The following is a 23,115-nucleotide window of genomic DNA, read 5'->3' as shown; positions in this document are numbered from 1 at the left end:
TGACCCCCGCTAAATGGTTAACGTCTTTACGTTAGACCTTTATAAATTATTTTAGTTTATCGGAATGTGATTCACATTTTCTCATACGCTGATTTAACTAACTATTGAGTCAATAAACAATCATATTTTGCACTTTCGTTAATCAGTCGAAACGAAATCAGGATATAGTCACAATTATGTGACACCTTAACCAAGGTAAAACCCCAACCAAGCATATGAAAATAATAGCTTATTAATTAAAGTTTAGTTAGTTTGCATGAAAACTAGAAATTGAATCAGCTTAATGACTGAGAACAAGGCCGCCGGTGCCAATCAAAAGCGGTAGAAAAGCGAACAAAATGTCAAAACTAGAAGAACGCTTGGCGAGCCTGATCAGTAAGGGAGAAGAGAAGAACATGACCATCAAGTATTGGATTGCATAGTCAGAAGGAATCACAAGCAACATGACAACGTGCGTCATAATATGAATAACCACGCCCCACGAATGAGGTTTGGTACGCATCATCAAAGCAAGCGAATACAGAAAACTAATAGCAACAGGCATAACTCAATTCTTTAATTAATAATGATTCTCATTTTCAATATTATGTCATTGTTGTCATTGCTTCAACTTTGTTTTGTCTATCATTTGAATCGTTATTATCAATCAACATAATAAGTAAAATTATCAACAATTTCTTTCCTAAACGTTTGCGTAATCGCTAACCTTCTCTTAACCTTGATTTGAGGCTTTCATCACGATTTTTCCATTGCTATAGTTCACCCATCAGAACAAACAAGACCATTCGAGGCATGGAGCTTCCTCGCTAATCTCAAGATGAGAAGAATAGGTACCGAAAACATTCGGCAGATTTAAGAGGGTCAAATAATGGAGATGAATATGGTTGAGATTTTAGGTTACGCGGCATCAATCATGGTTGCTATTTCGCTGACTATGAAAGACATCGTTAAACTACGTATCCTAAACTTCATCGGCTGTGCACTGTTCACTGCATACGGTCTAATGATTGATGCATGGCCTGTTGTGCTAACAAATGGTTTTATTGCATGTGTTAACGTGTACTTCCTTGCTAAAATGCAGCAGGAAAAAAAAAGCCTAGCGCCTGAAGAAGCCTAGTAGAAATGATTTTAGAAAGCCCGTAAGTATCATGCTTACGGGCTTTTTGTTTTTGGTCGCGAGTGCCGATTCGCTTTCGTTAGCGTATCCAGTTTAACTCCAGAGTTTCGCGGCGGGAGAACATTTCTACATGAACCGATACAACGCCCTTCACTTTTTCCAATGACTCTTCAGAATCCGCCTCACAAGTTATCAGTAAACGCTCCCCTTCTAACTTAAACTCCGTATTTCCAACAGGAAATGTCACCAAACCTTTTTCATCATTCCAAGTCGCCGGCACTTTACGCGCAAAGTGGCGACACAAAGTCACGAGATATTTCGCCGCATGCTCGCTTTCAATTACAGTGGTTTCTTTGATCATTTCAGTCCCTTGTCCCTTTCATAAAAAAGGCTCTCGTACGAGAGCCAAACATCTAAGGTTGTTGTTATTGCCCTTAGAGTTAGAATTGATAAGCGGCAGACAACTTGTAGTTACGCCCAGGTTCGTAATCGTCTAACGTAATCCCCCTTGCAGTGCCTGAGCGAGAGGCGTGGGATGTGTAGAGCTCATCAAATACGTTATCAATACCAAAGGTGACCGATAGCCCATCAACGTCAGAAGGTACCCATTGTGCGTACAAGTTGTGAACATCGTAACTGTCTTTCTTAGGTTGGCCGTCAAACACGTTATCTTCCTCGAGCACAAACATTGAGTTCCAGCCGAAAATGGTTTCTAACGAATCAGATTGGTAATCCAGCGTTAAAGCGATACTGTCCCCCATGTCAATACTACGGCCATTACCACCAACTACTGGGCCGCCCGTATCTTTGTTCTTCGTATCCGATTTAGAATAAGACAGCTTGCTGCCGAAGCTTTCGTAACCGTAGAAAGCGCTTGCTTCAAAACCTTTGATCTCGACATCACCTTCATTGTAAATAAGGTATGTTTGAGTCGCTCCTTGATACGCTTCTGCAATGTAGTCATCAATATCGGTTTGGAACACGGTTAGGTTTGCGCCAAATGTGTGTTCATTTACCGTCTTATTGAAACGAACACCACCTTGGGTATTGAGTCCCGTTTCTGGTTTCAAACCATCTTGTAGGTAAGCCACATCTTGGTAAGCAATAAAAGTTTCCATCAGTTCTGGACCTTTAAAGAGCGAACGAGAACTTGCAAACAGTGTCCAGTCTTGTGTTACTGCCCACTCTGCCGCTAGTGCCCATGTCACTTTGTCGTAATCGTTGTTAGCTGTTTCTGCTTTGCGTTGGTAGTCGTCAAATCGTAGGCCGGCCGTGATCGAAAGCGCATCCGAGATAAAGAATTGGTCTTCGACGAACAAAGCTGTAGAAACCGCAGATTCATCCATGAACTTGCTACTGCCATAGTAACTTTCAGAAGTTTTATCCATGTAATCAAGGCCGTAAGTCGCGCGATGATCAAAGTTCCCCATAGTGAGCAACGATTGGAATTTTGCACTTAAGCCAAAGTTCTGGTTTTTCGCGGTATTGTTCGATAAACGGTTTGCTGGCCAACGCGGCGCCATGACAGATTCATCACGGACGATTTCGGTTTCAGTGTTATATAACGTGACGTCCCCTTGGTGTTGCTCACCACGAAGCTCATAACTTAATGTGACCGTGTCACGATACATATCGTATGAGATTTCTAGTCGGTGGATATCACCAAACTCATAGCCGAGCTTACCTAAGATGTTGTAAACATCTCCTTCCGCACCAAAGGTTTTATTGCCATCACCATCTTTAAAGTCATCACGTGTTACGTAGTGACCATAGACCATCGCGTCCACGTTTTCAGACAGTAATCCATAAAGTGTTAGGGAACCTTGTTGGTTGTCGTTAGACGCATAACCGCCGTATACGCGAGCACCAAAGTTTTCATCGTAACGCAGCAGATCACGAGCATCTTTAGTCTCAAAGTACACTGAACCACCAAGACCGCTTTGAGTAACTGAGTTATTACCCACTTGGATATCTGCTGACTTTAGAATGTCTGGGTTGAGTGTAAGGTTCCCAATATGGTGGAACATGTTGGCATGCTGAGAGGCGCCGTCTAAACGGATATCAAGATCGGTTTCACCAAGACCACGAATGGTGATACGTTGATTGACAGAATGTGTACCGCCCACGTCAACGCCGGGAATATCACGAAGCAAATCAGACATGTGGTCAGCTTGTTTTAGCGACATATCGTCGGCAAACATTGATTCGGTGTTACTGGATACCTTCGTACCCCATACCACTACCTCTTCGAAGTGAGAATCTTGATCTTGGGCTAAAGCGGGATGAGCAAGCGCCACCCCGACTGCTAGGCATAGGCTTGAAAGCTTAATTGGTGAGCTAACTGGGCTTTCCATAAACGTCTTCCTAAATATAAATGATAATAATTCTCACGTATGATAGGGTCGCTATTGATAAATACAAAGACGAATCACTTATGCGAAATCGCATAGGTGTTATGAGGAAACGTCAAATGGCGGAAGAGACCAAAAAAAGAACTAAAATTGCCAAAGTGGCTCTAACCAAAAAGCTTGATCAGACTGAAAAACAGATCATTGTAACCCAAGGTCAAAGTAATCAAACCCAACTCGCGGAAGGCCAATTCCTCTCCTACCAATACAACGACCAAATCTTTGTTCATGGCGGACGTTGCATTGAATTAGTCGATTCGAATATCGTTTCAACCGCACACTCTGCCCTACTGATTACCATTTTGTTGGAGGGGAAACTCTCTTTTGGTTACGACGACCTCCAATTTAATTTTGACGCAAGCAAAGGCCCACAAGGCGTGGTTGTTAACCTAGCTAAGCTTGCAAACTTCCGCCGCTCGCTGATTCAAAACAACCGAATGAATAAGATTAATATTCTTATTAAGCCACCTTGGTTGGAATCGAGAATGGCGGGACATTGCGGTCACAAGCGCTTTATTGAAACTCACCAAGCCTTTTACACGCTGGAGCTTAATGAGACGTTAATTGATTTGACACGAGCTCTCACTCAACATGAATCTCCGACAAACATGAAAGATCGTATCGGGGTAGAGAGTTTGATCTACCAAGTGCTCTCCCACTCGATTGGGCAAATGCCAGACGACTACTGCGCAGAGTGCGAAGAGAAAAAGCGTTCTGGCGATGCTCGAATCGAGGATGTAGTCAGTTATATAGAAACACACCTCGAAGAAGATTTAACCTTAGAACGCTTAGCAGAACAGTTCTCGATGAGCGTCTCTAACCTCCAGCGTCGCTTTAAACAATCTTTTAATATGACCATCAACGGTTATATCCGTCACCGCCGCTTAGAGATCGCTCGTCAGCACTTGGAGCGTGGATTAGTCACCATCACAGAAGCAGCATACGAGGCGGGTTATCACCACCCATCGAACTTTACCAACGCCTTCAAGAAAGTGTTTGGTGTTCCGCCGCACGAGGTCGTAAACAGCCATTGATGGTATCCATATATACCCAAGTGACTTCAAGATGCAGGATTCAGAGCGTTGTCATTGATTCGAGAGTAAGGAAAACAACGCAGTGTAATAGCTAGCTCTTTCCAAGTTGTTTGACGCAGCAATCGGGTCAATGACACGCTCCCAAAGGGCGAGCTGCCTTGGTTTGTATACTTTGTTGCCGATTCTTGATTTAGAATGACTAGATCTTTAAATCGCCGCCGCGTCTACAAACCAAGTCATTCTCGCTGAACCTAGCATCTCGAGGTTACTTGGGTATAAACTCCACAAAATAGGTTTGCTCTCAAAGCCATTTGGGAAGATAAACACTTGGCGTTATACTCGCGAGAAAGGTTTTCTGAAATACAGAGGTCATCATGAATATTGGTGCAGTTGCGAAATTAACAGGGTTGTCTTCTAAGTCGATTCGTATGTACGAAGACAAAGGCATCATCTCGTCACCGGCTCGCAGCGATTCAGGCTATCGCGAATATTCTGACAAACACATCCAAGAGCTCAACCTTGTTTCTCGAGCGAAAAACGCAGGATTCTCACTGCAAGAATGCAAAGAGTTCGTTCAACTGGCGCACAACCCAAATCGCAAGAGCAGCGAAGTGAAAGCGCGTACGATGGATAAGCTTCATGAAGTTGAGCAAAAGATCGCTCACTTGTTGGAGATTAAAAAGCAATTAGAAGGTTGGGTTTCATCTTGCCCAGGCGATGCCGAGAGCCGATGTCCAATCATTGACGAGCTCACCAAGTAAGCTCGCCAACCTTTCTATTTCGTTTTAATTTAATGGATATAGCTTTAATGGTAAGTGCACATACGCTTGCCATTAAGCTCAATGATATTAAAAGGTGTCTCGTAGATATCTTCCAACGTGGATGCCTGAATCACCTCCTCCACTTTGCCAGTGGCAACCACTTTGCCCTTCTTCAGCGCAAGGATCTCGTCGGAGTAACAAGCCGCAAAGTTAATATCATGAATCACCACAACCATGGCTTTATTCATATCGTGAGCAAGGCGCTGAACGACTTTCATGATCTGTAGCGAGTGCTTGATATCAAGATTATTCAATGGTTCATCGAGGAAAACATAATCCGTATCTTGGGCAATCACCATCGCAATAAACGCCAACTGTCGTTGACCACCACTCAATTCATCTAAGAACTTATCTTGAATTTCTTTTAGGTCTAAGTAGTCAATTGCTTGGTCGATGATCGCATGGTCATCTTTGGACAAGTTGCCTTTTGAATAAGGGAATCGCCCAAACGAGACCAATTCTTTTACGGTAAAGCGCATCGTAATCGTGTTTGCTTGGCGTAACACCGCCAGCTTTTTTGCGAGCTCTTTGGTGTCCCATTCCGCAATCTCTTTGCAGTCAATCATGACACTACCGCCATCTCGCTCGGTCAATCGTGACGCCATGGACAGCAAGGTACTCTTTCCTGCTCCGTTTGGACCAATAATCGATGTCACCTTCCCTTTCTCAAATTGGGTATCCGCACCATCAACCACTTTGTTAGAACCAAATGCTTTGGTTAATTTATCTATAACTATCATGTTTATACGACTTTGTTTTTCAGCAGTAGATACAAGAAGTAGATACCACCAATAAAGTTAATCACCACGCTCAGCGTCGTTTCAAATGAAAATAGGTTTTCTATAATCCACTGCCCCGACAACAAGGCACAAATTGCCATCAATGAACAACCGACTAACAAGGTACGATGCTGGTAAGAGTGGAACATTTCACGGCTCAAGTTCGTCACCAATAAACCAAAGAACATGATTGGCCCGACTAAAGCCGTCGAAATGGCAATGAGAACCGCAGAGAGAATAAAGACATTGCGCGTCACTTTAGGGACTTCAACCCCTAGACTCTTAGCGTTGTCTTGGTCTAGCCAAAAAACATCTAAAGTGCGATGCATGCGATACAGCAACCAGCAAGCGATGAGTAATATTGGCGAGCTGAGATACACCAAGTTCACCTTCACATTGTTGAAGCTGGCGTACAGTTTAGATTGCACAAACGCAAACGTATTTGGATCCATAAGAAGGGAGAAGAACACCGCAATATTGCTAAACAACTGCCCAAAGATCAGCCCCACCAACAACAAAGTGATGAGATTGCGCCCGCCTTTTGAAAAATAAAAACCAAACAGCAACAGCGAAAATCCCACCATGACCAGCACAGCAATCGAGAAGTTGATGTAGACATTCAGAACAAGCGCGCTTAAACCACCAAACAACAAAACAATCAGCACTTGCGTTAACACATACAACGCATCAAACCCCATGATGCTTGGAGTAAGAATCCGGTTGTGGGTAATGGTTTGGAACACCAACGAAGATTGAGCAATCGCAATACCCGCCAATACCATGGCTAACACTTTAGGCACGCGTCGCGACAAAAAGTACTGGTAGTTATCTGCCGTTAAGCCAATACCAATAAACAAAAACGCAAAAAGCAGGGCGACGGCTGCCAATAAGAACAGTTTCTTGGAATCACGCACTTTGCTTACCTCGTAGCAACATCGCGATAAACACCACCCCGCCTAAGATGCTGATCACGATTGAAATCGGCATTTCATGAGGGAAGATGATCAATCGGCTAACCAAGTCACACGCCAAAACGAGTATTGCCCCATACATAGCAGTAAGCGGGATATTGCGTTTAAGATTGTCGCCATAGAAGTAACTGACTAAGTTTGGAACAATAAGTCCAAGAAACGGCAGTTGACCAACGATCATCACAACGCTGGCAGACATTACCGATACCAAAAGTACACCTAACGTCACCACTTGCTGATAATTAAGACCAAGGTTTACTGCAAAGTCTTTACCAATGCCAACAGCAGAGATACGCGCAGCAAATAGGTAACTTAAAAGGGCGACGGGAACAGCAATGTAAAGCAGCTCAAAGTCACCACGTAAAATGTTGGCAAAATTCGCTACGCTCCACGCTGAAAGACTTTGTAGTGCATCGTATTTGTAGGCAATGAAAGTAGTAACGGCGTCAACAACGTTACCAAAGATGATGCCGACGAGCGGCACAAACACGACACTTTTGAATTGGATGCGTTGAATGAACTGGACGAACATCAAGGTACCCAGAATAGAGACTGCAAAGACAAGCCAAAGCTGTTCGCCATTACCAAAAAACACCACACTCATTACGTAACCGAGCATGGCACACTCAATCGTGCCCGTTGTTGAAGGCGCGGCAAATCGGTTTTGGCTAATTTGCTGCATCACTAATCCAGCGATGCTCAGCCCTGCTCCGGCAAGAAGAATGGCAAATAGACGCGGAATTCGGCTAGTAAAGAAGAGTTCTATTGCTTTTGCATCGCCCGAAAACAACTGTTGGGGTGTCATATTTGCCACCCCAACAAACAACGATGCGACGCTTAGAACAATAAGAACAAGCAACAACTTTTTCAAAGTTAACCTCAGCTAGCTTTTTTACAGATCGATCGTGTGTTTGATTTCACTCACCATCTTTTCCGTTGCTGTTACGCCAGACATTGCTAAGTACCATGCATCAACATCTAGGAAGGTTATTTTCTTGTTCTTGTAAGCCGAAGTTGCTTTAACCAAATCGTTATCCAACGCTTTAGCGAGGTCATTGTCAGACTTTGCATGAAGTGAGTTTCTATCAATGACTAGAATATTTTTCGGGTTAGCTTCGCGGATAAACTCGTAAGAAATGACGTCACCGTGCGTTCCTGTTTTGAGGTTCTTCACTGTTTCAGTAAAGCCAAAATCTGTGTAAATCGCGCCAAAACGAGACTTCGCACCGAATGCACTGATGTTGTCTCCGATACTCAAAATCGTGAGCGCATCATTATTATTGGTTTGGTTGTATTCGCGAATCGCCTTGAACTGTGCATCCAAGTTTTCGATTTTTTGCTCAACCTTATCCTCTATGTTGAAGATCTTACCAAGATTACGCCATTGTGCTTTTGTGCCCTGCCAGTAATCTTCTTTCTCTCCTGATGCAAAAACGACTGTTGGGGCAATTTCACTTAACTCATCGTATTTCGATGAACCACGAGGACCAACCAAAATCAAATCTGGTTTTTGCATATAGATCGTTTCGAAATCTGGTTCAAACAAACTACCAGCAGAGGTGTAATTGTCTTTATTGTATTTCGATAAGTATTTAGGAAGATGCGAGGCATTCGAGACTGCAACAGGATCGATATTAAAGCTATCGAGCATATCAAGAGGGCCAAAGCCAATCACAACCACACGCTTTGGTGATTGTTCGACTTCTGTCGTTCCCATGTAGTGATCGATGTTGACGGTTGCAGCAAAAGCAGGTGAGATTGTGAGCAGCGAAACAAGAGCCGCACTGACGAGTTTTTCCATTATTTTAAACCTTAAATGAGATCCATTATCATGCGCATTCGCAATATATCGTTACTCACATAGGCATTCAACCGATTATTTAATAACTTTACATTCGTTACACTTCTAAATTGGCTTAATAAATCAACAAATTACACTGTATCTATATCGGATTTGAGACGGTAAGCTCAAAATAATAATTTTCATGTTTATCTCGTGATCGAGTGCTTATACTTCAAAACAAGTCTTATCAAAAAGGATTAGAAAATGAAGAAGTTAGCATTAATGGTTTTTGTCGCAGCGCAACTGATGGCTTGTACAGAGGTGGGCAGTGAAGCGTGGTGTAACGACATGAAAGAAAAGCCAAAAGGCGAATGGACTGCTAACGAAGCGTCTGATTTTGCTAAAAATTGTGTTTTTAAATCAGAATAAACACACATTGTTCTGATTGAATAACAGATCAACCAGATAGCCCGCAGCTTTTATTTTTAAAATGGAATCGTGCGGGCTACTCGTAGGCATCAAGAAACGCTTTTAGTGCAAGTTCATCAACAATCTCTAGCCCCTGTTCGCCCTTTCTGATCAAACCCTTGTCCATTAAATCTTTCACCGCTCGGCGATAAACACGCCCGGAAGTGCCAAATCTTTCGGCTTCTTGGTTTACTTTGCCAAATCCACCCAACAAGGTATTAGTCTGTTTTTGCACCAACAAATCATAAGCAATGTTGTAAGTAATTGGGTGTAACAAGCGATTGGTGTAGATGTCCATCGAATCCTGATAATCCTCCGCCAAAGCAGAGGCAAAGAAGAACATCATGTCAGGTTGTTGATGCAACGTCTCAGTCAGTTTTTGAATACAGATGATATCCACTTGCATGTGTTCATCAGCTACCACATTCCATTGGCAAGGCGTTTGGGTGAAGTACTCCATTTCACCATAGATATGATAATCGCAATTGGCTTCACCCAGTTGGAAACGACGTCCATTAGCAGCAATGATGCTCATCGAAACTCGACCGACTGGCACAACATAGAGATATTGAAGTTGTTCACCTTGGCGAAGGATCTCTTCACCAGAGTCAAAGTATCGACTGCCGATTTGGCATTGATAGATTAAGTCACGAAACTCGGCACTTTTCTGTTCTAGATAGCTTTTGAAACGTCCAGTCGGATAAGGGCTTATTTTCACGTGAGTTTCTCTTTAATGACAACAATCTCAAATAGATTGTACTCGCTAGAATCGTTTGATGACAGCCAATAAAAAAGCGACACCAAGGTGCCGCTTAATAAATTAACTAAGCTGTGATCTGGTTAACCCTGTGCAATTAAGGCTTCAAGAGCAGCGTAAGACGCTAAACGCTCCCCTTCCATCATCACTTGCGCTTCATCTACGTACTGCCCTACACCTTCTTTCACATCCTGCTGATACAAAACCACATTGTTCAGAATGGAGGCTACATTCAAACCACGCAGCCTACCGACGGTAAACAGAGCTGAGGTTTCCATATCCGCACCGAGAATGCCTTTCTTGTTCCAGTACTCGCAGATCGTTTCTTCGTCGTCGGTATAGAAGCTGTCATGAGAACGAACCACGCCTAAATGATAGCACGCCTCATTTTCGGCTAAATAGCTGTCCAGCGCTTTCAGTAACGAAAAGCTTGCGTAAGCCGGATAAGAAGAGCGAACGTACGCTTTCGAGCCACCTTCGTCTCTCACTGCGCCTTCAGCCACAATCAACCCACCAAGTTGAATGCCAGATTGCATCGCGCCAGCCGATCCCACTCGAATCACATCTGTCACACCACACTGTTTTAGCTCTTCCACCGCAATGATCATCGATGGAGCGCCGATACCCGTACTACACACTGATACGCGCTGACCTCGGTATGTCCCCGTAAACACTCGATACTCACGGTTTTCAGAGACCAGTTCTGCGTTATCAAATAACGCGGCAATACGGTTTGCTCGATCTGGCTCACCACACACGATCACTCGAGGTGCTATTTGAGTGCTGTCTACGCCAATATGAGGTTGTTTCATCATTGGTTTAACCTTGAGCTGTCGCTTGAGTTAGGGTCTTCTCACCGTTGCGTTTTGCGCTACGTGCCCACTCTCTTGTACCGTTTGCTGCGATGAACATGAGAATTGCGTATTGAACCGACATTGCGTACACACCTTGTGTCGCGTAAATACCAACGCTGATGATGTTGATTACGACCCAAAGAATCCAGTTCTCAACGTACTTACGTGTCATCAAGATTTGCGCCACGATAGAAAGCACGGTCATGGTTGCATCCCAGAATGGGAAAGCATCTGGCTCTAAGACAGGCTCAGACAAACCTGCACCGAACACATTTAGCGTATCAACGGCAATGTTAGCCAACGCAAAGAAGAATGGGTCGATGTAAATCGTTAACATCGCAATCGCAACAATGCTTACTGAACCTGTCGCGATCAGCTTCTGTTTGCTTAACCAACGAACCTCAAGTGTCTCACCTTGTGCATTTGGTCTTGTCCATGCATACCAGCCATAGATGTTGGCGCAGAAGAAGAACAGTTGAAGCAGAAGCAATCCGTAAAGCTGAATCTGGAAAAAGATAACGGCAAAAAGTGTTACGTTCAGCAGACCGAACAAGTAGTTAATGGTTTTTTCTTGGCTCGCAAACCAAATACAAAGCAGACCGAAAACCGTACCAAACGCTTCGATCCAGCTCATTGCATAGCCACCACCAATGGGAATATTAACAAGGGTGTTGTTGATGTCTAACAGGGCAAATAGGTCCATGAAGGTGTCCTTTATTATTGTGCTTGGGATGCGCTCATCTTATTGCCTCGCAGCAAACAAAAAGGAGGACATTTGTCCTCCCTTTGATGTATCCGATCATAAATCAGATCAATAATTGTTTTAAAGTGCTTTGATGGCACTTGTCACCTTAAATTGTTTACGACTCATGCCCTAAATAGCGCTTTTTGAAAGAGGACGCAGAGGCAAAAAATGCAGTTGCAATGAACGTAAAAGCGATGCCCGACAAATAGACGAATTCTTCGTTTGCGAGCAGTTCATAAACACTGACTACAAATACGAACAATACCAACATTACATTGATACGATGAAACCAAGGTCTCTTAGTTGAATACTGTGCGTATCTCTTAACAAACATAAAAAAATTCCATTCACCACAATAATTTATAAATCTATTTATAGACTCTTCTAATAATAAGCTTTCCTGTGAATTTCTACACGATGTCTTTCACTTTACGCGCAAAAAATCACACTTTGATGGGCTTATTATGTAAAAAGAAGGCATTTACTTTCTAAATCCATTCAGAAAGCTAACCATTATAAGTTTAGATAAATAACTAATTGAGTACGAATAACTTCTTTATTCGGAGAGACACTTCACACTGTTACGCTCAACCAATGTAGGTTCAAGCTGTACAACCTGAGCTTCATCAGATTTATCATCCAGTTTTCGCAATAAGGTTTCGACTGCAGCTTGCCCTAGACGGTATTTCGGTTGGTGAATTGTTGTCAAAGATGGAGACATGAATTTGGCGATATGGATGTCATCGTAGCCAATAATGGATAACTGCTCTGGAATTTTAATGCCTAGCTCGTTAGCCGCGTTAATTGCGCCCATTGCCATCATGTCGTTGGAGACAAAAATCGAGCTTGGTAATGGACCACGTTCCGCCATTTTCTTGAAGGCTTGATAACCACCCTCACATTCAAAGTCAGATTCAACAATCCAGTTTGCATTGAATTCAAGCTCAGCTTCGATCATCGCTCGCTTGTAGCCTTCGTAACGCATTTGCGCTTGATGCTTGATTAGTGGACCTGTAATACAACCAATCTCTTGGTGGCCGCAGTCGATAAGGTATTTAGCTGCAAGATAACCACCACGAAGTGAGTTGTCTTGGATCTTATCGCTGGTGAACAGCATAGGGCCCCAATCCATCACTACAACCGGAATATCAGGGTAACGTTCGAATACATCAATACGCTCCCCTTCTAACGATGAACACATCAAAATCAGGCCATCAACGCGCTTTTGCAACAGCGTATTGATAGATTCACGCATTCGCTCGTTATCACCTTCAGTGTTACACAGGATCAGACTGTAACCTTTGTGGTAGCAACTGCGCTCAACACCTTTTACGACTTCACCGAAAAATGGGTTGGTTGAGGTGGTCACTAGCATACCAATGGTTTTGGTGCGGTTCACTTTGAGACTACGCGCCAAAGCAGACGGCGCGTAGTAATTGAGTTCTTTGGCAGCGTTGTTGACTCGTTCGGAGATCTCTTCGCTGACAAAGCGAGTTTTGTTAATAACATGGCTCACAGTTGAAGTGGAAACCCCTGCCAGTTTTGCGATGTCTTTCATCGTTGCCATGTTATTACTCCTAGATTATTGGTGTTGAGCCAGAAACTCCTCAACCTCTTTGCGGGTTGGAATGGAGGTTTGCGCGCCAAAGCGAGTTACTGAGATCGCGGCTGCTGCGTGGGCAAACTTAATCGCTGATTCTAAAGGTAAGTCTTCCAATAAACCAGTGACTAATGCCCCATTAAACGTATCGCCCGCCGCAGTGGTATCTGTTACTTCTACGCGGAAGCCAGGAATGATTTCACCACGACCGTTTTGACTCAACCACACCCCTTTCGCACCCAGCGTGATCATGACGATTTCAATGCCTTTCGAATGCAGGATGTTCGCCGCTTCTTGTGCACTGTCATCGTCTGCTACCGTCACGCCTGTTAGCACTTCCGCTTCCGTTTCGTTTGGTGTAATCACATCAATGCAAGACAGTAATTCATCTGACAGCTCGCGAGCTGGTGCAGGGTTAAGAATCACGTTGGTCTTGGCATCTTTCGCGATTCGCGCTGCTTTCTCGATGCCGCACATTGGCGTTTCTAGTTGCATCAACAAGTAATCAGCCTGACGAATGCGCTCTAGATCGGGCTCAATCGCCTCTGCAGTCAGCTTTGCGTTGGCTTCTGCTGAGATACAAATGCTGTTCTCGCCACTGTCCGCCACTTGAATCATGGCAATGCCCGTTGGACAGTTTGGCTGCATCTTCACACCAGTGATGTCGATGCCATCCATTTTGAAGTTCTCACGAATGTTGATGCCGAACGAATCATCACCCACACACGCAATAAAACCGATGTCTGCGTTTAATCGAGCTGCCGCAACAGCTTGGTTGGCACCTTTGCCACCTGGGATAACTTGATAGTTGCGACCATGTAGCGTCTCGCCTGGGCGAGGGAAAGAAGGCACTTGAAGAACATGGTCAGCGTTTACACTACCTAACACCACTAACTTATTCATACGGTTATCCTCGGTTCTGATTGAACCCTTTATATTTGAACAGGAGTAATAGGTTTACGCTCTTTGAAAAAACGTAAGCGTATTACGATTCAACTAGATTTGATTTTCTAACGTACCGCTTTCGTTGTTTGGAATGACCCAACACACTCATTGGGTCATTCCGTTATCTTCAACAAAGAAGAATCACTGAGTCGGGAGCTAAACTTACTTAGTCACGACTTTAAGCGGAACAGGAATGTACTCCTCAACCTTCTCGCCTTTCAATACTTTCGCTGCAGTTTCTACACCCAACGCACCAATAAGATCTGGTTGTTGTGCGATCGTCGCAGCTAGCTTGCCACGGTTTACAGCAGCGATACCATCATCAGTACCGTCGAAGCCAACGATCATTACGTCTTTACCTGATGCCTGAACTGCGCGAAGCGCACCCAGTGCCATCTCATCGTTCTGAGCAAATACTGCTTGAACATCTGGATTCGCTGCAAGCAAGTTTTCCATTACGTTCAGACCTTTAGTACGGTCAAAATCAGCAGGTTGGCTTGCTAGTAGCTCCATGTTGCTGCCCTTCACTGCTGTCATGAAGCCTTCACCACGCTCACGCGCCGCAGACGTACCTGCAATACCCTCTAGTTGGATAACTTTCGCTTTCTCACCTACTTTTTCCATGATGTAGTGACCAGCCATTTCGCCGCCAACTACGTTGTCAGAAGCGATGTGGCTCACTACGTCACCACGGCTTGCTCCACGGTCTAGTGTCAACACAGGGATCTTAGAACGGTTCGCCATACGAATCGCGTTTGACACAGCGTCTGAATCTGTTGGGTTAATCAGAATTGCTTTTACGCCGCGAATCGTCAGGTCTTCGATGTTTGACAGTTCTTTACTCGGGTCATTTTGCGAGTCCAGTACAATCAAGTCATATCCCAGTTCTTTCGCTTTCGCTTCTGCACCGTCTTTCATCGTTACGAAGAACGGGTTATTCAGTGTAGAAACTACAATCGCCATTGTATCTTGAGCGTGCGCCGCTACCGATACGGTTGAAGAAAGAAGTGCAGCAGAGATAAGAGTTGCGAGTTTTTTCATCGTTCTAGTCCTTTGTGTAGGGTGAGCCAGCACACGTCCTCTGGCTCGATTTGTATTCAGGATTTAGTGGAGCTCTTTATTTTAAATATCAATTACTTGTTTTTGTTGTCTACCAGTACTGCTAGCAAGATAACCACTGCTTTCGCAATCATTTGGTAGTAAGAAGAAACATCGAGTAGGTTCAGCGCGTTGTTTAGGAAGCCGATGATCAGAGCACCAATCAAAGTTCCCATGATACGACCTTTACCGCCCATCAAGCTGGTGCCGCCAAGAACAACCGCTGCGATTGCATCTAGCTCATAACCCATACCTGCTGTTGGCTGCGCGGAAGAAAGGCGAGACGTCACGATGATGCCAGCAAGCGCTGCCAACATACCGCAGATGGCGTATACACCAATTTTCACACGGTCAACGTTGATACCAGAAAGGCGTGTAGCTGATTCGTTGCCACCAAGTGCGTACACGTAGCGACCAAAGCGAGTATGGTTCAATAGGTACCAAGCCGCAGCAAAGACAATCACCATCAACCAAACAGGAACTGGGATACCAAGTGCGTAGCCTGTACCAAACCATGCAAATGCATCTGCTGTGTCGGTAAAGCCCGTTGAGATAGGACGACCGTCTGTGTAAACCATGGTTACACCGCGTAGTAACGTCATAGTAACCAGTGTTGCGATAAAGGCTTGAACCTTACCCTTGGCAATGATGATACCGCTGATCGCACCCAGTGCCGCACCAGCAAACAGCGCTGTCGGAACCGCAATAAGCACCGGCACTTCTAACGCAATCATGCTCGCGGCAAACGCACCACACAGCGCGAGTACAGAACCAACACTTAAGTCTATGCCTGCGGTCAGAATAACCAACGTCATACCTACCGCGATGATCGCATTGACTGAGGTTTGACGAAGAATATTAAGAATGTTGTCTACCGTAAAAAAGTTCGGGTTCAAGAATGACACAACAACAATCAAGAAAATCAGTGCAATCAGTGACTTTTGCTCAATCAGCCATTCTTTGGTGAACAACTTTTTGCTGTTCGCTTCGGTTGGTTTGCTCATGGTCTTAGTACTCATGCTGCTTCCTCATTGATCTTTCTGCCTACGGCACAAGCGAGTAGTGTTTCTTGGTCGGCGTCTTTCGCATCGAACTCGCCAGTAATACGACCTTCGTGCATCACCATGATGCGGTCACTCATGCCCAGCACTTCAGGCATCTCAGAAGAAACCAAGATGATGCTCATGCCTTCGGCTTTAAATTTGTTGATTAGCTGATAGATTTCTTTCTTCGCACCCACGTCGACACCACGAGTTGGCTCATCCAGAATCAGAACTTTAGGTTTGGTCATTAACCCTTTTGCGATTGCCACTTTCTGCTGATTACCACCAGAAAGGTTACCAATGATTTGGTCTCGTGTTGGGGTTTTGATATTGAACAACTTAATGAAGTCTTCAACCGCCAACACTTCTTCGCCATGTTGGATTTGGAAACCTTTGGTGAGTTTATCCAGTGCACACAGAGACATGTTCTCCTTCACGGATAAGCCCAGCACCAAGCCATCGCCTTTACGATCTTCAGAGATGTAAGCAATGCCATTCGCCAAGCCATCTTGTGGGCTTACTGGGTTAATAGTCTTGTTGTCTAAGTTGATAACGCCACGCTCACTTGGTAACGCGCCGTAAATCACCTTCATCAACTCTGTACGCCCCGCGCCCATCAAGCCTGACACACCAAGGATTTCACCACGTTGAAGCGTGAAGCTAATGTCGTGAACGCCCGAGCCCGTCAAACCAATCACTTCAAGACAAACGTCACCATGCGTCACATCGATACGTGGATATTGTTCTTCCAACTTACGACCAACCATCATTTCGATGAGTCCATCTTCGTTGGTGTCTTTAACTTGGCATTCGCCGATGAACTTACCGTCACGCAACACAGTAATGTCATCACAAATTTCGAAGATTTCTTTCAGACGGTGTGAGATGTAAACGATGCCGCAACCTTGGTCACGAAGTTCGTTAATCACTTTAAACAGCGATTCCGTCTCTTTGTCGGTCAAAGCATCCGTTGGTTCATCCATGATGATGACTTTAGATTCAAAAGACAGCGCTTTCGCAATCTCCACCATTTGCTGTTCACCAAGGCTCAAATCACCAAGCAAAGTTTTTGAAGAGTGCTTTACGTTAAGGCGTTGAAGCAACTTGTCTGCTTCTTCATACATTTTGCCCCACTGAATACGCCCCATAGAGCCGGTAAATTCACGGCCTAGATAGATGTTTTCGGCAATCGTCAGCTCCGGAATCAAGTTCAATTCTTGGTGAATGATACTGATGCCCGCTTCTTGCGAGTCACGCGGGCCTTTAAACGCCGCTGGCTTACTTTGATATTGAATGCTTCCTGCATCCATATGGTAAATACCGGTGAGTACTTTCATCAAAGTTGACTTGCCAGCCCCGTTCTCGCCCATCAGCGCCATCACTCGACCCGGGTATACATTAAGGCTGGCTTTATCCAACGCCTTAACGCCCGGGAAGGCTTTCTCGATGTCGCTCAGTTGTAGAATGGCTTGAGTCATAATTTGTCCTCAATTAGTTCTGGCTTAAAACACCACGCCGGCTTGGAAAATCACGTTCGCGTAAGGTGTGCACTCGCCTGTTCTAACAACAGCGCGGCTTTGTTCTGTACGAGCTTTAAAGTCTTCATGCGATACGTAGTTAATCGCGATTTGTTTACCAGTTAGCTCACTTTCTTTCGTCAACTCAGTAACAAGTGCATCATGGTGAACTGGGCTAACTTTTGCGAATTCTTCAGCAATGATGACCCCCTCAATTTGGGACTCAGATAAGATCACTCGGACGGTATCTAGAAAGCCAGGAACTCCGTGCGTCAACGCTAAATCAATACGTTGTACATGATCAGGAATTGGCAAGCCCGCGTCACAAATGGTGATTTCGTCGGTATGACCAAGCGTCGCCACCAAGTAAGAAATTTCTGAGTTAATTAGGGTACTTTTTTTCATCTCATCGACCTTTCGGTTACACGTTCATACAACTGTGAGTGTCTCTCTTGGACTAAATTCCATATTGACAAAACACTCATCGAAACGTTTCGATGCAATAATAAAACGCCAAGAAGAATTGACCAGTCACAGATCGATAAGGTGTGAGAATGATCCGTAATTGAGTGCTAACTGATTAAGAAAAAGATATTGCGGTCACACTTCCCTATCGAAACGTTTCGATGGCTTATGAAAATATGAGAAAAGTCATTGAACTGTTAATTCCGAGAGCAAACTCATTCACAACAAAAATGTGTTGAGTCAGTTTGAAATAACGAAAATATGTCTAAAGTTTGAGACTTATTCTGGTCAATCTCGTAAAAAAGCGCACACAGCATCACAAATATACGAAGGTCGTCTGACTTTAGAAAACCACCCACTTACAATTTGAAAAACACAGAAATACTATCGTCATCCGTTCGGAACCTTTAAGTAGGGAACGTTTGTAGGGACACAAACGGAAGTTGAAGAACCATAATGAAACTAAGCAATAGAGTTGTTTTGCTTGTCGCGCCAGTCATTCTTATTAGCGCGTTGGTGTCGAGTTACATCATATATAGCATTCAAAAAGTCACACTGATTAAGCGAGAAGACAGCTACATACAGCTGCAAATGGAGAAGCTCGCAGGGCAATTTCGTCAGGCCAATATCTTCCTTAACAGTTACGCCTATACCCTAGGGAAAAGTGAAGTTTTACAGGATTACTTCGTTAACCACGAAGACCCGTACCGAGAGCGACAGCTATTCAACCGTCTCGATGAAACCGTTGATGTGCTAAGCCATGGTTATAATGGCGATGCGAATATGGCGATCCTCGATGGCAATCAAGAACTGCTTTATTACACTGAGAACCAATTCTATGAATCCAGTGGTCGCTTTGACCCCAAGATCCTTGAATACGTAGAAACGAGTTACGCGCAGCATGGCGAGGTTAGCCACACTGGCTTTATCTATAACTCCAGCGGCCAGAGCATTCTGCTTCAATACGAACTGTTTGATCAACGAACGGGCGAACACCCACCAAGCTTTGACCCACAAAATGCTTTCTTCGTTGTGGTTTCAGTCTCTCTAGAAGCATTCAATAACATCAAGCACGAGATTGAGTTCGATACCCATAGCGTCATCACCTTTTCTAACAAACCGATTATTCTGGATATCCCACTCGCACAAACCATCGAATTGCTACCCCATTTTTATGCGGTGCTCTCTCCTGCAGAGTACTTAATGTGGAACAAAGTCGATAAAGTATGGCTAGAACTGGCGCTATCATTTGGCATTGCGTCTTTCTGTACAATCACTCTGATTGTACTGATTCTCTACCGATACGTCCTAAGTCCTGTTTCTCGACTCGATAGACAGTTACGCGAAATTGAGTCAAACAAACGCAAAAATATTGAGAAGCTGAATACAGATGACGAAATAGGACGTTTGTCATCCCGCTTCTTCGATATGTATGAAGAGCTAAACAATATCTATCACAAAACAAAACGATTAGCAGAAACCGATCACCTGACTCAGTTAGCAAACCGTCACCGTTTTCACGAATTAGCGACCCGCGAACTGGCGGAACCATCAGAACAATTGTGGGTGATTTATATCGACCTTGATAACTTCAAATACGTAAATGACAAATACGGCCATGAGTTAGGCGATAAACTGCTACAAGTATTTTCCAAACACATCAAGAAAGTCTGTCAAAAGTTCACTCAACAGTACAATAGCCCATGCTTTGGAGCTCGCTTGTCTGGGGACGAATTTGCGATTCTCCTTAGTGCAAACCACAAAGACAGTAACATCCCAGATTTGTTTGCAACCGAACTACTCAAACCCATCCACAATTTGAGTCACTCATCCACAAACTCATTTCCTGTCACCTCAAGTGTTGGTATCGCCCAATACCCAAGAGATGGTGCCGATGTCGCTAAATTGCTTTCTAGTGCAGATGCCGCGATGTACCAAGCAAAGCGCGCAGGTAAAAATCAGTATGCGTACTATTCTGCCGCTCTGAATATTGAAGCGCAGCGTCGCAGCCAAATTGAGCGTGCACTGCGTAAAAACAACGTTGAAGACGAGTTCCATTTAGTCTTCCAACCTTACATGAACAGCAATGCTAACGAAATTGAAGGCTTAGAAGTTTTACTACGTTGGGAGGCGGAAGGCATTGGTTCAATACCGCCAAAAGAGTTTATTCCGATAGCAGAACAGACCGGATTATTTGAGAAAATTGACCGTTGGGTCTTCGCAAACGCGATGGAAGAATACCACCAGCTTAAGAGCATTTTTGGTAAAGACATCATTCTATCCATCAACTTGTCGTCTGCCGAACTCAATTCGCTCTCTATGGCAGAGTTTATTCACGATAAAGCGAAACTAAATGGCGTGCCAGCACATTGCATTGAGTTGGAAATTACCGAAACCTTCGCTGCGGACCAACAAGGTACTGCCCTACTCGACGAGTTGGCAAAACTGGGATACAAACTCGCGATCGACGACTTCGGTTCGGGCTACACATCACTGACACAATTGGTGCAATACCCAGTGCAAAAGATCAAGTTTGACCGAGAGTTTCTTTTAACATTAATGAACACCGATAATGGACATGTCATCAAGCCAATCATTGAGCTCTGCCATGCACAGAATAAAAAAGTCACCGCAGAAGGCATCGAACACAACGTCATGCACGAATGGCTTTCATCTTATCGGTGCGACTTTATGCAAGGCTACCTGTTCGGTAAACCAATGGATAAAGAGCAGTTAAATCTCTGGTGGAAATCCGCCAATGACCAGCCATTTTCTCAATCAGATATCGCTTAGTCGAATGAGTACTCCATAAGCCAACATGACGACGTGCAAAACTCAACAAAAAAGCAGCACATCAAGTGCTGCTTTTTTAGTTTTTAGATAAGAAGTAGAACACTACATTCGCTTAAGCATGTTTAGCGTAATGTTGGCAGAATTATCCGCAGTTGCCTTTTTAAGATCCGAGTAGACAACATCTGCCGAACCATCCGCTTTGTCTGAAATCGTACGGATAACGACGTAAGGTACTTTGAACGCATCTGCTACTTGGCCTAACGCTGCGCCTTCCATTTCCACAGCCATGGCGTTGTATTCTTGGTAGATACCCGTCACTTTCACTTTGCTTGCAATGAACTGGTCACCAGATGCGATAACGCCACGGTAAACACTCTCTTTGCCAAGCGTATCAACGGCTGCATCAAATGCATACTTTTGCAGTGTTTTATCTGCGTAAAAGTAACGCTCTTCGTAATCAGGCAGTAGACCTTTCGGCATATTGAATGCGGTTAGATCGACATCATGCTGAACCAAACGCGTAGAGACCACGACATCTAACGGGTCCAATTTAGGGTCGCTAGCACCAGCAATGCCCGTGAAGATCAGTTGGTCAACGCCGAAAGACTCAATCAGAAGTGTGGTAGTCATTGCTGCATTGACCTTACCTACGCCAGATTTCGTCACAACAACGGTTTTGCCCTCTAACTCTCCCGTGTAAAAGCGATGGCTACCAATTTTCTTTACTTGTTGGTTTTGGATTTTTGGCAATAGCGCTTCAACTTCGACATCCATCGCACCGACAATACCGATGGTCGAACCTGCAACCGAAGGAAGTGAGTACGCAGCAAGCATTAGAGCAAGAGATTTCTTCAACATGGGAATCCTGAAATGTAATACGCGCCACCAAAATGTGACGCGACGCAAATTATACAATACATTCCCAAGGTGGCAATCGTTTGCATCAATCAACTAATACTGATTGATTAAGAAATTCTCAATTAATGAGAACGACTTAGCCATTTTTACTTTTTAAAGGAGAAACAACTCGATCTTTAACCCGAATCGTCGGCATAAAATAATCGCAAGCTGCACGGTTCGCATCCGTTGGATGACCCCAAGCACCGCAAATATCAGCACTGCTCTTCTGTCTCGTAAACTGGCGACATTGTCCGCATCGATAATTCATAACTCTTCCCTGAGCAATTTAATCCTGTCGATCAATTCTGTAGAAAATTACGCTTCATTCAGCGCAGCTTCTACCGCGGCCTTAGCGTGAATCTCTGTTGTATCGTAAAGCTTAACGTCTGTGTGTTGAGGTTCAACTAACATCGCAATCTCAGTACAACCAAGAATGACCGCTTCAGCGCCCTCTTCAACTAACTTATCTATAATAGTGAGATACTGTTGACGAGAATCCTCACGCACTTCTCCTTTGCACAGCTCGTTATAGATAACCTCATGAACAATCGTTTGGTCATCTGAACTTGGAACGACAACATCAACACCAAATTTATCGATGAGTCGCTGCTTATAAAAGTCTTGCTCCATGGTAAAACGCGTACCAAGCAAACCAACCTTCTTAATGCCATCCGCCACCAGATTCTCAGCGGTCGCATCTGCAATATGAACAAGCGGTACATTGACAGCTTGCTGAATTTGGTCCGCGACTTTATGCATGGTATTAGTACAAATCAGAATGAAGTCCGCACCGCCTGCTTCCACCGATTTTGCTGCTTGCGAGAGAATCGTAGCCGTGTCGTCCCATCGACCTTGATGTTGAAGTGTTTCAATTTCGGCGAAATCGACACTGTACAAACAGACTTTTCCTGAATGTAACCCACCTAGACACGCTTTCACTTCACGGTTAATGATTTGGTAATAGTTCGCGGTAGACTCCCATGACATACCACCAATTAGGCCTATCGTTTTCATTTT

At 44.2% G+C, this 23,115-nt stretch carries 24 protein-coding genes; 5 read left to right on the top strand and 19 right to left on the bottom strand.

Translation table 11 applies throughout. The features are described 5' to 3' along the window. Positions 1-280: 280 nt before the first annotated feature. The gene (locus tag C1S73_RS22265; RefSeq protein ID WP_038867962.1) at positions 281-544 is read right to left on the bottom strand and encodes a hypothetical protein; all 264 of its coding nucleotides are present in this window, start codon (positions 542-544) and stop codon (positions 281-283) included. 324 nt (positions 545-868) lie between these two features. On the opposite strand from C1S73_RS22265, the gene C1S73_RS22260 reads away from it, so the two are divergent. Then, on the top strand, positions 869-1,117 hold the full coding sequence (locus C1S73_RS22260; protein ID WP_038867963.1) for a YgjV family protein: 249 nt from the start codon (positions 869-871) through the stop codon (positions 1,115-1,117). Between the two features lie 79 nt (positions 1,118-1,196). Here C1S73_RS22260 and C1S73_RS22255 read toward each other — a convergent pair whose 3' ends face one another. Together C1S73_RS22255 and C1S73_RS22250 are read right to left on the bottom strand one after the other, a co-directional pair. Beyond that, a complete protein-coding gene (locus C1S73_RS22255; RefSeq protein ID WP_038867965.1) occupies positions 1,197-1,478 on the bottom strand; it encodes a DUF2218 domain-containing protein in 282 nt (93 codons plus the stop codon). Positions 1,479-1,557: 79 nt separating this feature from the next. Further along, entirely contained in the window at positions 1,558-3,471 is a 1,914-nt protein-coding gene (locus tag C1S73_RS22250; protein ID WP_038867967.1) for a TonB-dependent receptor domain-containing protein, read from the bottom strand. 116 nt (positions 3,472-3,587) lie between these two features. Between C1S73_RS22250 and C1S73_RS22245 the strand changes: the two genes are divergently transcribed. Together C1S73_RS22245 and cueR are read left to right on the top strand one after the other, a co-directional pair. After that, entirely contained in the window at positions 3,588-4,559 is a 972-nt protein-coding gene (locus C1S73_RS22245; protein ID WP_038867969.1) for a helix-turn-helix domain-containing protein, read from the top strand. 374 nt (positions 4,560-4,933) lie between these two features. Then, positions 4,934-5,320 (top strand): Cu(I)-responsive transcriptional regulator, encoded by a 387-nt coding sequence (gene cueR / locus C1S73_RS22240; protein WP_005437780.1) that lies wholly within the window; start codon positions 4,934-4,936, stop codon positions 5,318-5,320. A gap of 44 nt (positions 5,321-5,364) precedes the next feature. Here the strand turns inward: cueR and vctC are convergent, their stop codons facing one another. The 4 genes from vctC to C1S73_RS22220 are packed head-to-tail and all read right to left on the bottom strand — an operon-like array spanning position 5,365 to position 8,931. Beyond that, positions 5,365-6,120, bottom strand: a complete 756-nt coding sequence (gene vctC / locus C1S73_RS22235; RefSeq protein ID WP_038867972.1) for an iron chelate ABC transporter ATP-binding protein VctC — start codon at positions 6,118-6,120, stop codon at positions 5,365-5,367. A 2-nt stretch (positions 6,121-6,122) separates the two neighbouring features. Then, positions 6,123-7,073 (bottom strand): iron chelate uptake ABC transporter permease subunit VctG, encoded by a 951-nt coding sequence (vctG, locus tag C1S73_RS22230; RefSeq protein ID WP_038867974.1) that lies wholly within the window; start codon positions 7,071-7,073, stop codon positions 6,123-6,125. Beyond that, complete coding sequence (gene vctD, locus C1S73_RS22225; protein ID WP_038867975.1) at positions 7,066-8,001, bottom strand: iron chelate uptake ABC transporter permease subunit VctD; 936 nt, start codon at positions 7,999-8,001, stop codon at positions 7,066-7,068. The genes vctG and vctD overlap by 8 nt, the downstream gene beginning before the upstream one ends. Positions 8,002-8,022: 21 nt before the next feature. Beyond that, complete coding sequence (locus tag C1S73_RS22220) at positions 8,023-8,931, bottom strand: siderophore ABC transporter substrate-binding protein (protein ID WP_038867977.1); 909 nt, start codon at positions 8,929-8,931, stop codon at positions 8,023-8,025. Between the two features lie 246 nt (positions 8,932-9,177). On the opposite strand from C1S73_RS22220, the gene C1S73_RS22215 reads away from it, so the two are divergent. Next, positions 9,178-9,342 (top strand): DUF3012 domain-containing protein, encoded by a 165-nt coding sequence (locus C1S73_RS22215; RefSeq protein WP_078609721.1) that lies wholly within the window; start codon positions 9,178-9,180, stop codon positions 9,340-9,342. Between the two features lie 76 nt (positions 9,343-9,418). Here C1S73_RS22215 and C1S73_RS22210 read toward each other — a convergent pair whose 3' ends face one another. The 10 genes from C1S73_RS22210 to rbsD form a co-directional block, all read right to left on the bottom strand. Further along, positions 9,419-10,099: a Crp/Fnr family transcriptional regulator gene (locus C1S73_RS22210; protein WP_038867980.1), complete on the bottom strand. Its 681-nt coding sequence runs from the start codon at positions 10,097-10,099 to the stop codon at positions 9,419-9,421. A gap of 122 nt (positions 10,100-10,221) precedes the next feature. After that, entirely contained in the window at positions 10,222-10,953 is a 732-nt protein-coding gene (locus tag C1S73_RS22205; protein WP_038867983.1) for a nucleoside phosphorylase, read from the bottom strand. 4 nt (positions 10,954-10,957) lie between these two features. Continuing rightward, on the bottom strand, positions 10,958-11,695 hold the full coding sequence (pnuC, locus tag C1S73_RS22200; RefSeq protein WP_005435753.1) for a nicotinamide riboside transporter PnuC: 738 nt from the start codon (positions 11,693-11,695) through the stop codon (positions 10,958-10,960). Between the two features lie 157 nt (positions 11,696-11,852). Beyond that, the gene (locus tag C1S73_RS22195; RefSeq protein WP_038867986.1) at positions 11,853-12,071 is read right to left on the bottom strand and encodes a hypothetical protein; all 219 of its coding nucleotides are present in this window, start codon (positions 12,069-12,071) and stop codon (positions 11,853-11,855) included. 222 nt (positions 12,072-12,293) lie between these two features. After that, positions 12,294-13,304: a substrate-binding domain-containing protein gene (locus tag C1S73_RS22190; protein ID WP_005435752.1), complete on the bottom strand. Its 1,011-nt coding sequence runs from the start codon at positions 13,302-13,304 to the stop codon at positions 12,294-12,296. Positions 13,305-13,319: 15 nt separating this feature from the next. After that, positions 13,320-14,240 (bottom strand): ribokinase, encoded by a 921-nt coding sequence (gene rbsK / locus C1S73_RS22185; protein WP_038867987.1) that lies wholly within the window; start codon positions 14,238-14,240, stop codon positions 13,320-13,322. A 204-nt stretch (positions 14,241-14,444) separates the two neighbouring features. After that, entirely contained in the window at positions 14,445-15,323 is an 879-nt protein-coding gene (rbsB, locus tag C1S73_RS22180; RefSeq protein WP_009704137.1) for a ribose ABC transporter substrate-binding protein RbsB, read from the bottom strand. Between the two features lie 92 nt (positions 15,324-15,415). Further along, positions 15,416-16,399 (bottom strand): ribose ABC transporter permease, encoded by a 984-nt coding sequence (gene rbsC, locus C1S73_RS22175; RefSeq protein ID WP_005435746.1) that lies wholly within the window; start codon positions 16,397-16,399, stop codon positions 15,416-15,418. Then, on the bottom strand, positions 16,396-17,901 hold the full coding sequence (gene rbsA / locus C1S73_RS22170; RefSeq protein ID WP_038867989.1) for a ribose ABC transporter ATP-binding protein RbsA: 1,506 nt from the start codon (positions 17,899-17,901) through the stop codon (positions 16,396-16,398). The genes rbsC and rbsA overlap by 4 nt, the downstream gene beginning before the upstream one ends. Before the next feature lie 24 nt (positions 17,902-17,925). Further along, complete coding sequence (gene rbsD / locus C1S73_RS22165) at positions 17,926-18,345, bottom strand: D-ribose pyranase (RefSeq protein WP_038867992.1); 420 nt, start codon at positions 18,343-18,345, stop codon at positions 17,926-17,928. 516 nt (positions 18,346-18,861) lie between these two features. On the opposite strand from rbsD, the gene C1S73_RS22160 reads away from it, so the two are divergent. Continuing rightward, entirely contained in the window at positions 18,862-21,198 is a 2,337-nt protein-coding gene (locus C1S73_RS22160; RefSeq protein ID WP_038867995.1) for a putative bifunctional diguanylate cyclase/phosphodiesterase, read from the top strand. Between the two features lie 102 nt (positions 21,199-21,300). Here the strand turns inward: C1S73_RS22160 and C1S73_RS22155 are convergent, their stop codons facing one another. Both C1S73_RS22155 and C1S73_RS22150 read right to left on the bottom strand, forming a co-directional pair. Further along, positions 21,301-22,056, bottom strand: a complete 756-nt coding sequence (locus C1S73_RS22155; protein ID WP_009704133.1) for a 5'-methylthioadenosine/adenosylhomocysteine nucleosidase — start codon at positions 22,054-22,056, stop codon at positions 21,301-21,303. Positions 22,057-22,413: 357 nt separating this feature from the next. Next, complete coding sequence (locus C1S73_RS22150; protein WP_038867997.1) at positions 22,414-23,112, bottom strand: aspartate/glutamate racemase family protein; 699 nt, start codon at positions 23,110-23,112, stop codon at positions 22,414-22,416. Between the last annotated feature and the right edge of the window lie 3 nt (positions 23,113-23,115).

It is taken from the genome of Vibrio jasicida 090810c, from assembly GCF_002887615.1.
GTDB classification, from domain to species: Bacteria; Pseudomonadota; Gammaproteobacteria; order Enterobacterales; family Vibrionaceae; genus Vibrio; species Vibrio jasicida.
This window is presented reverse-complemented; position numbering and strand designations above follow the sequence as displayed.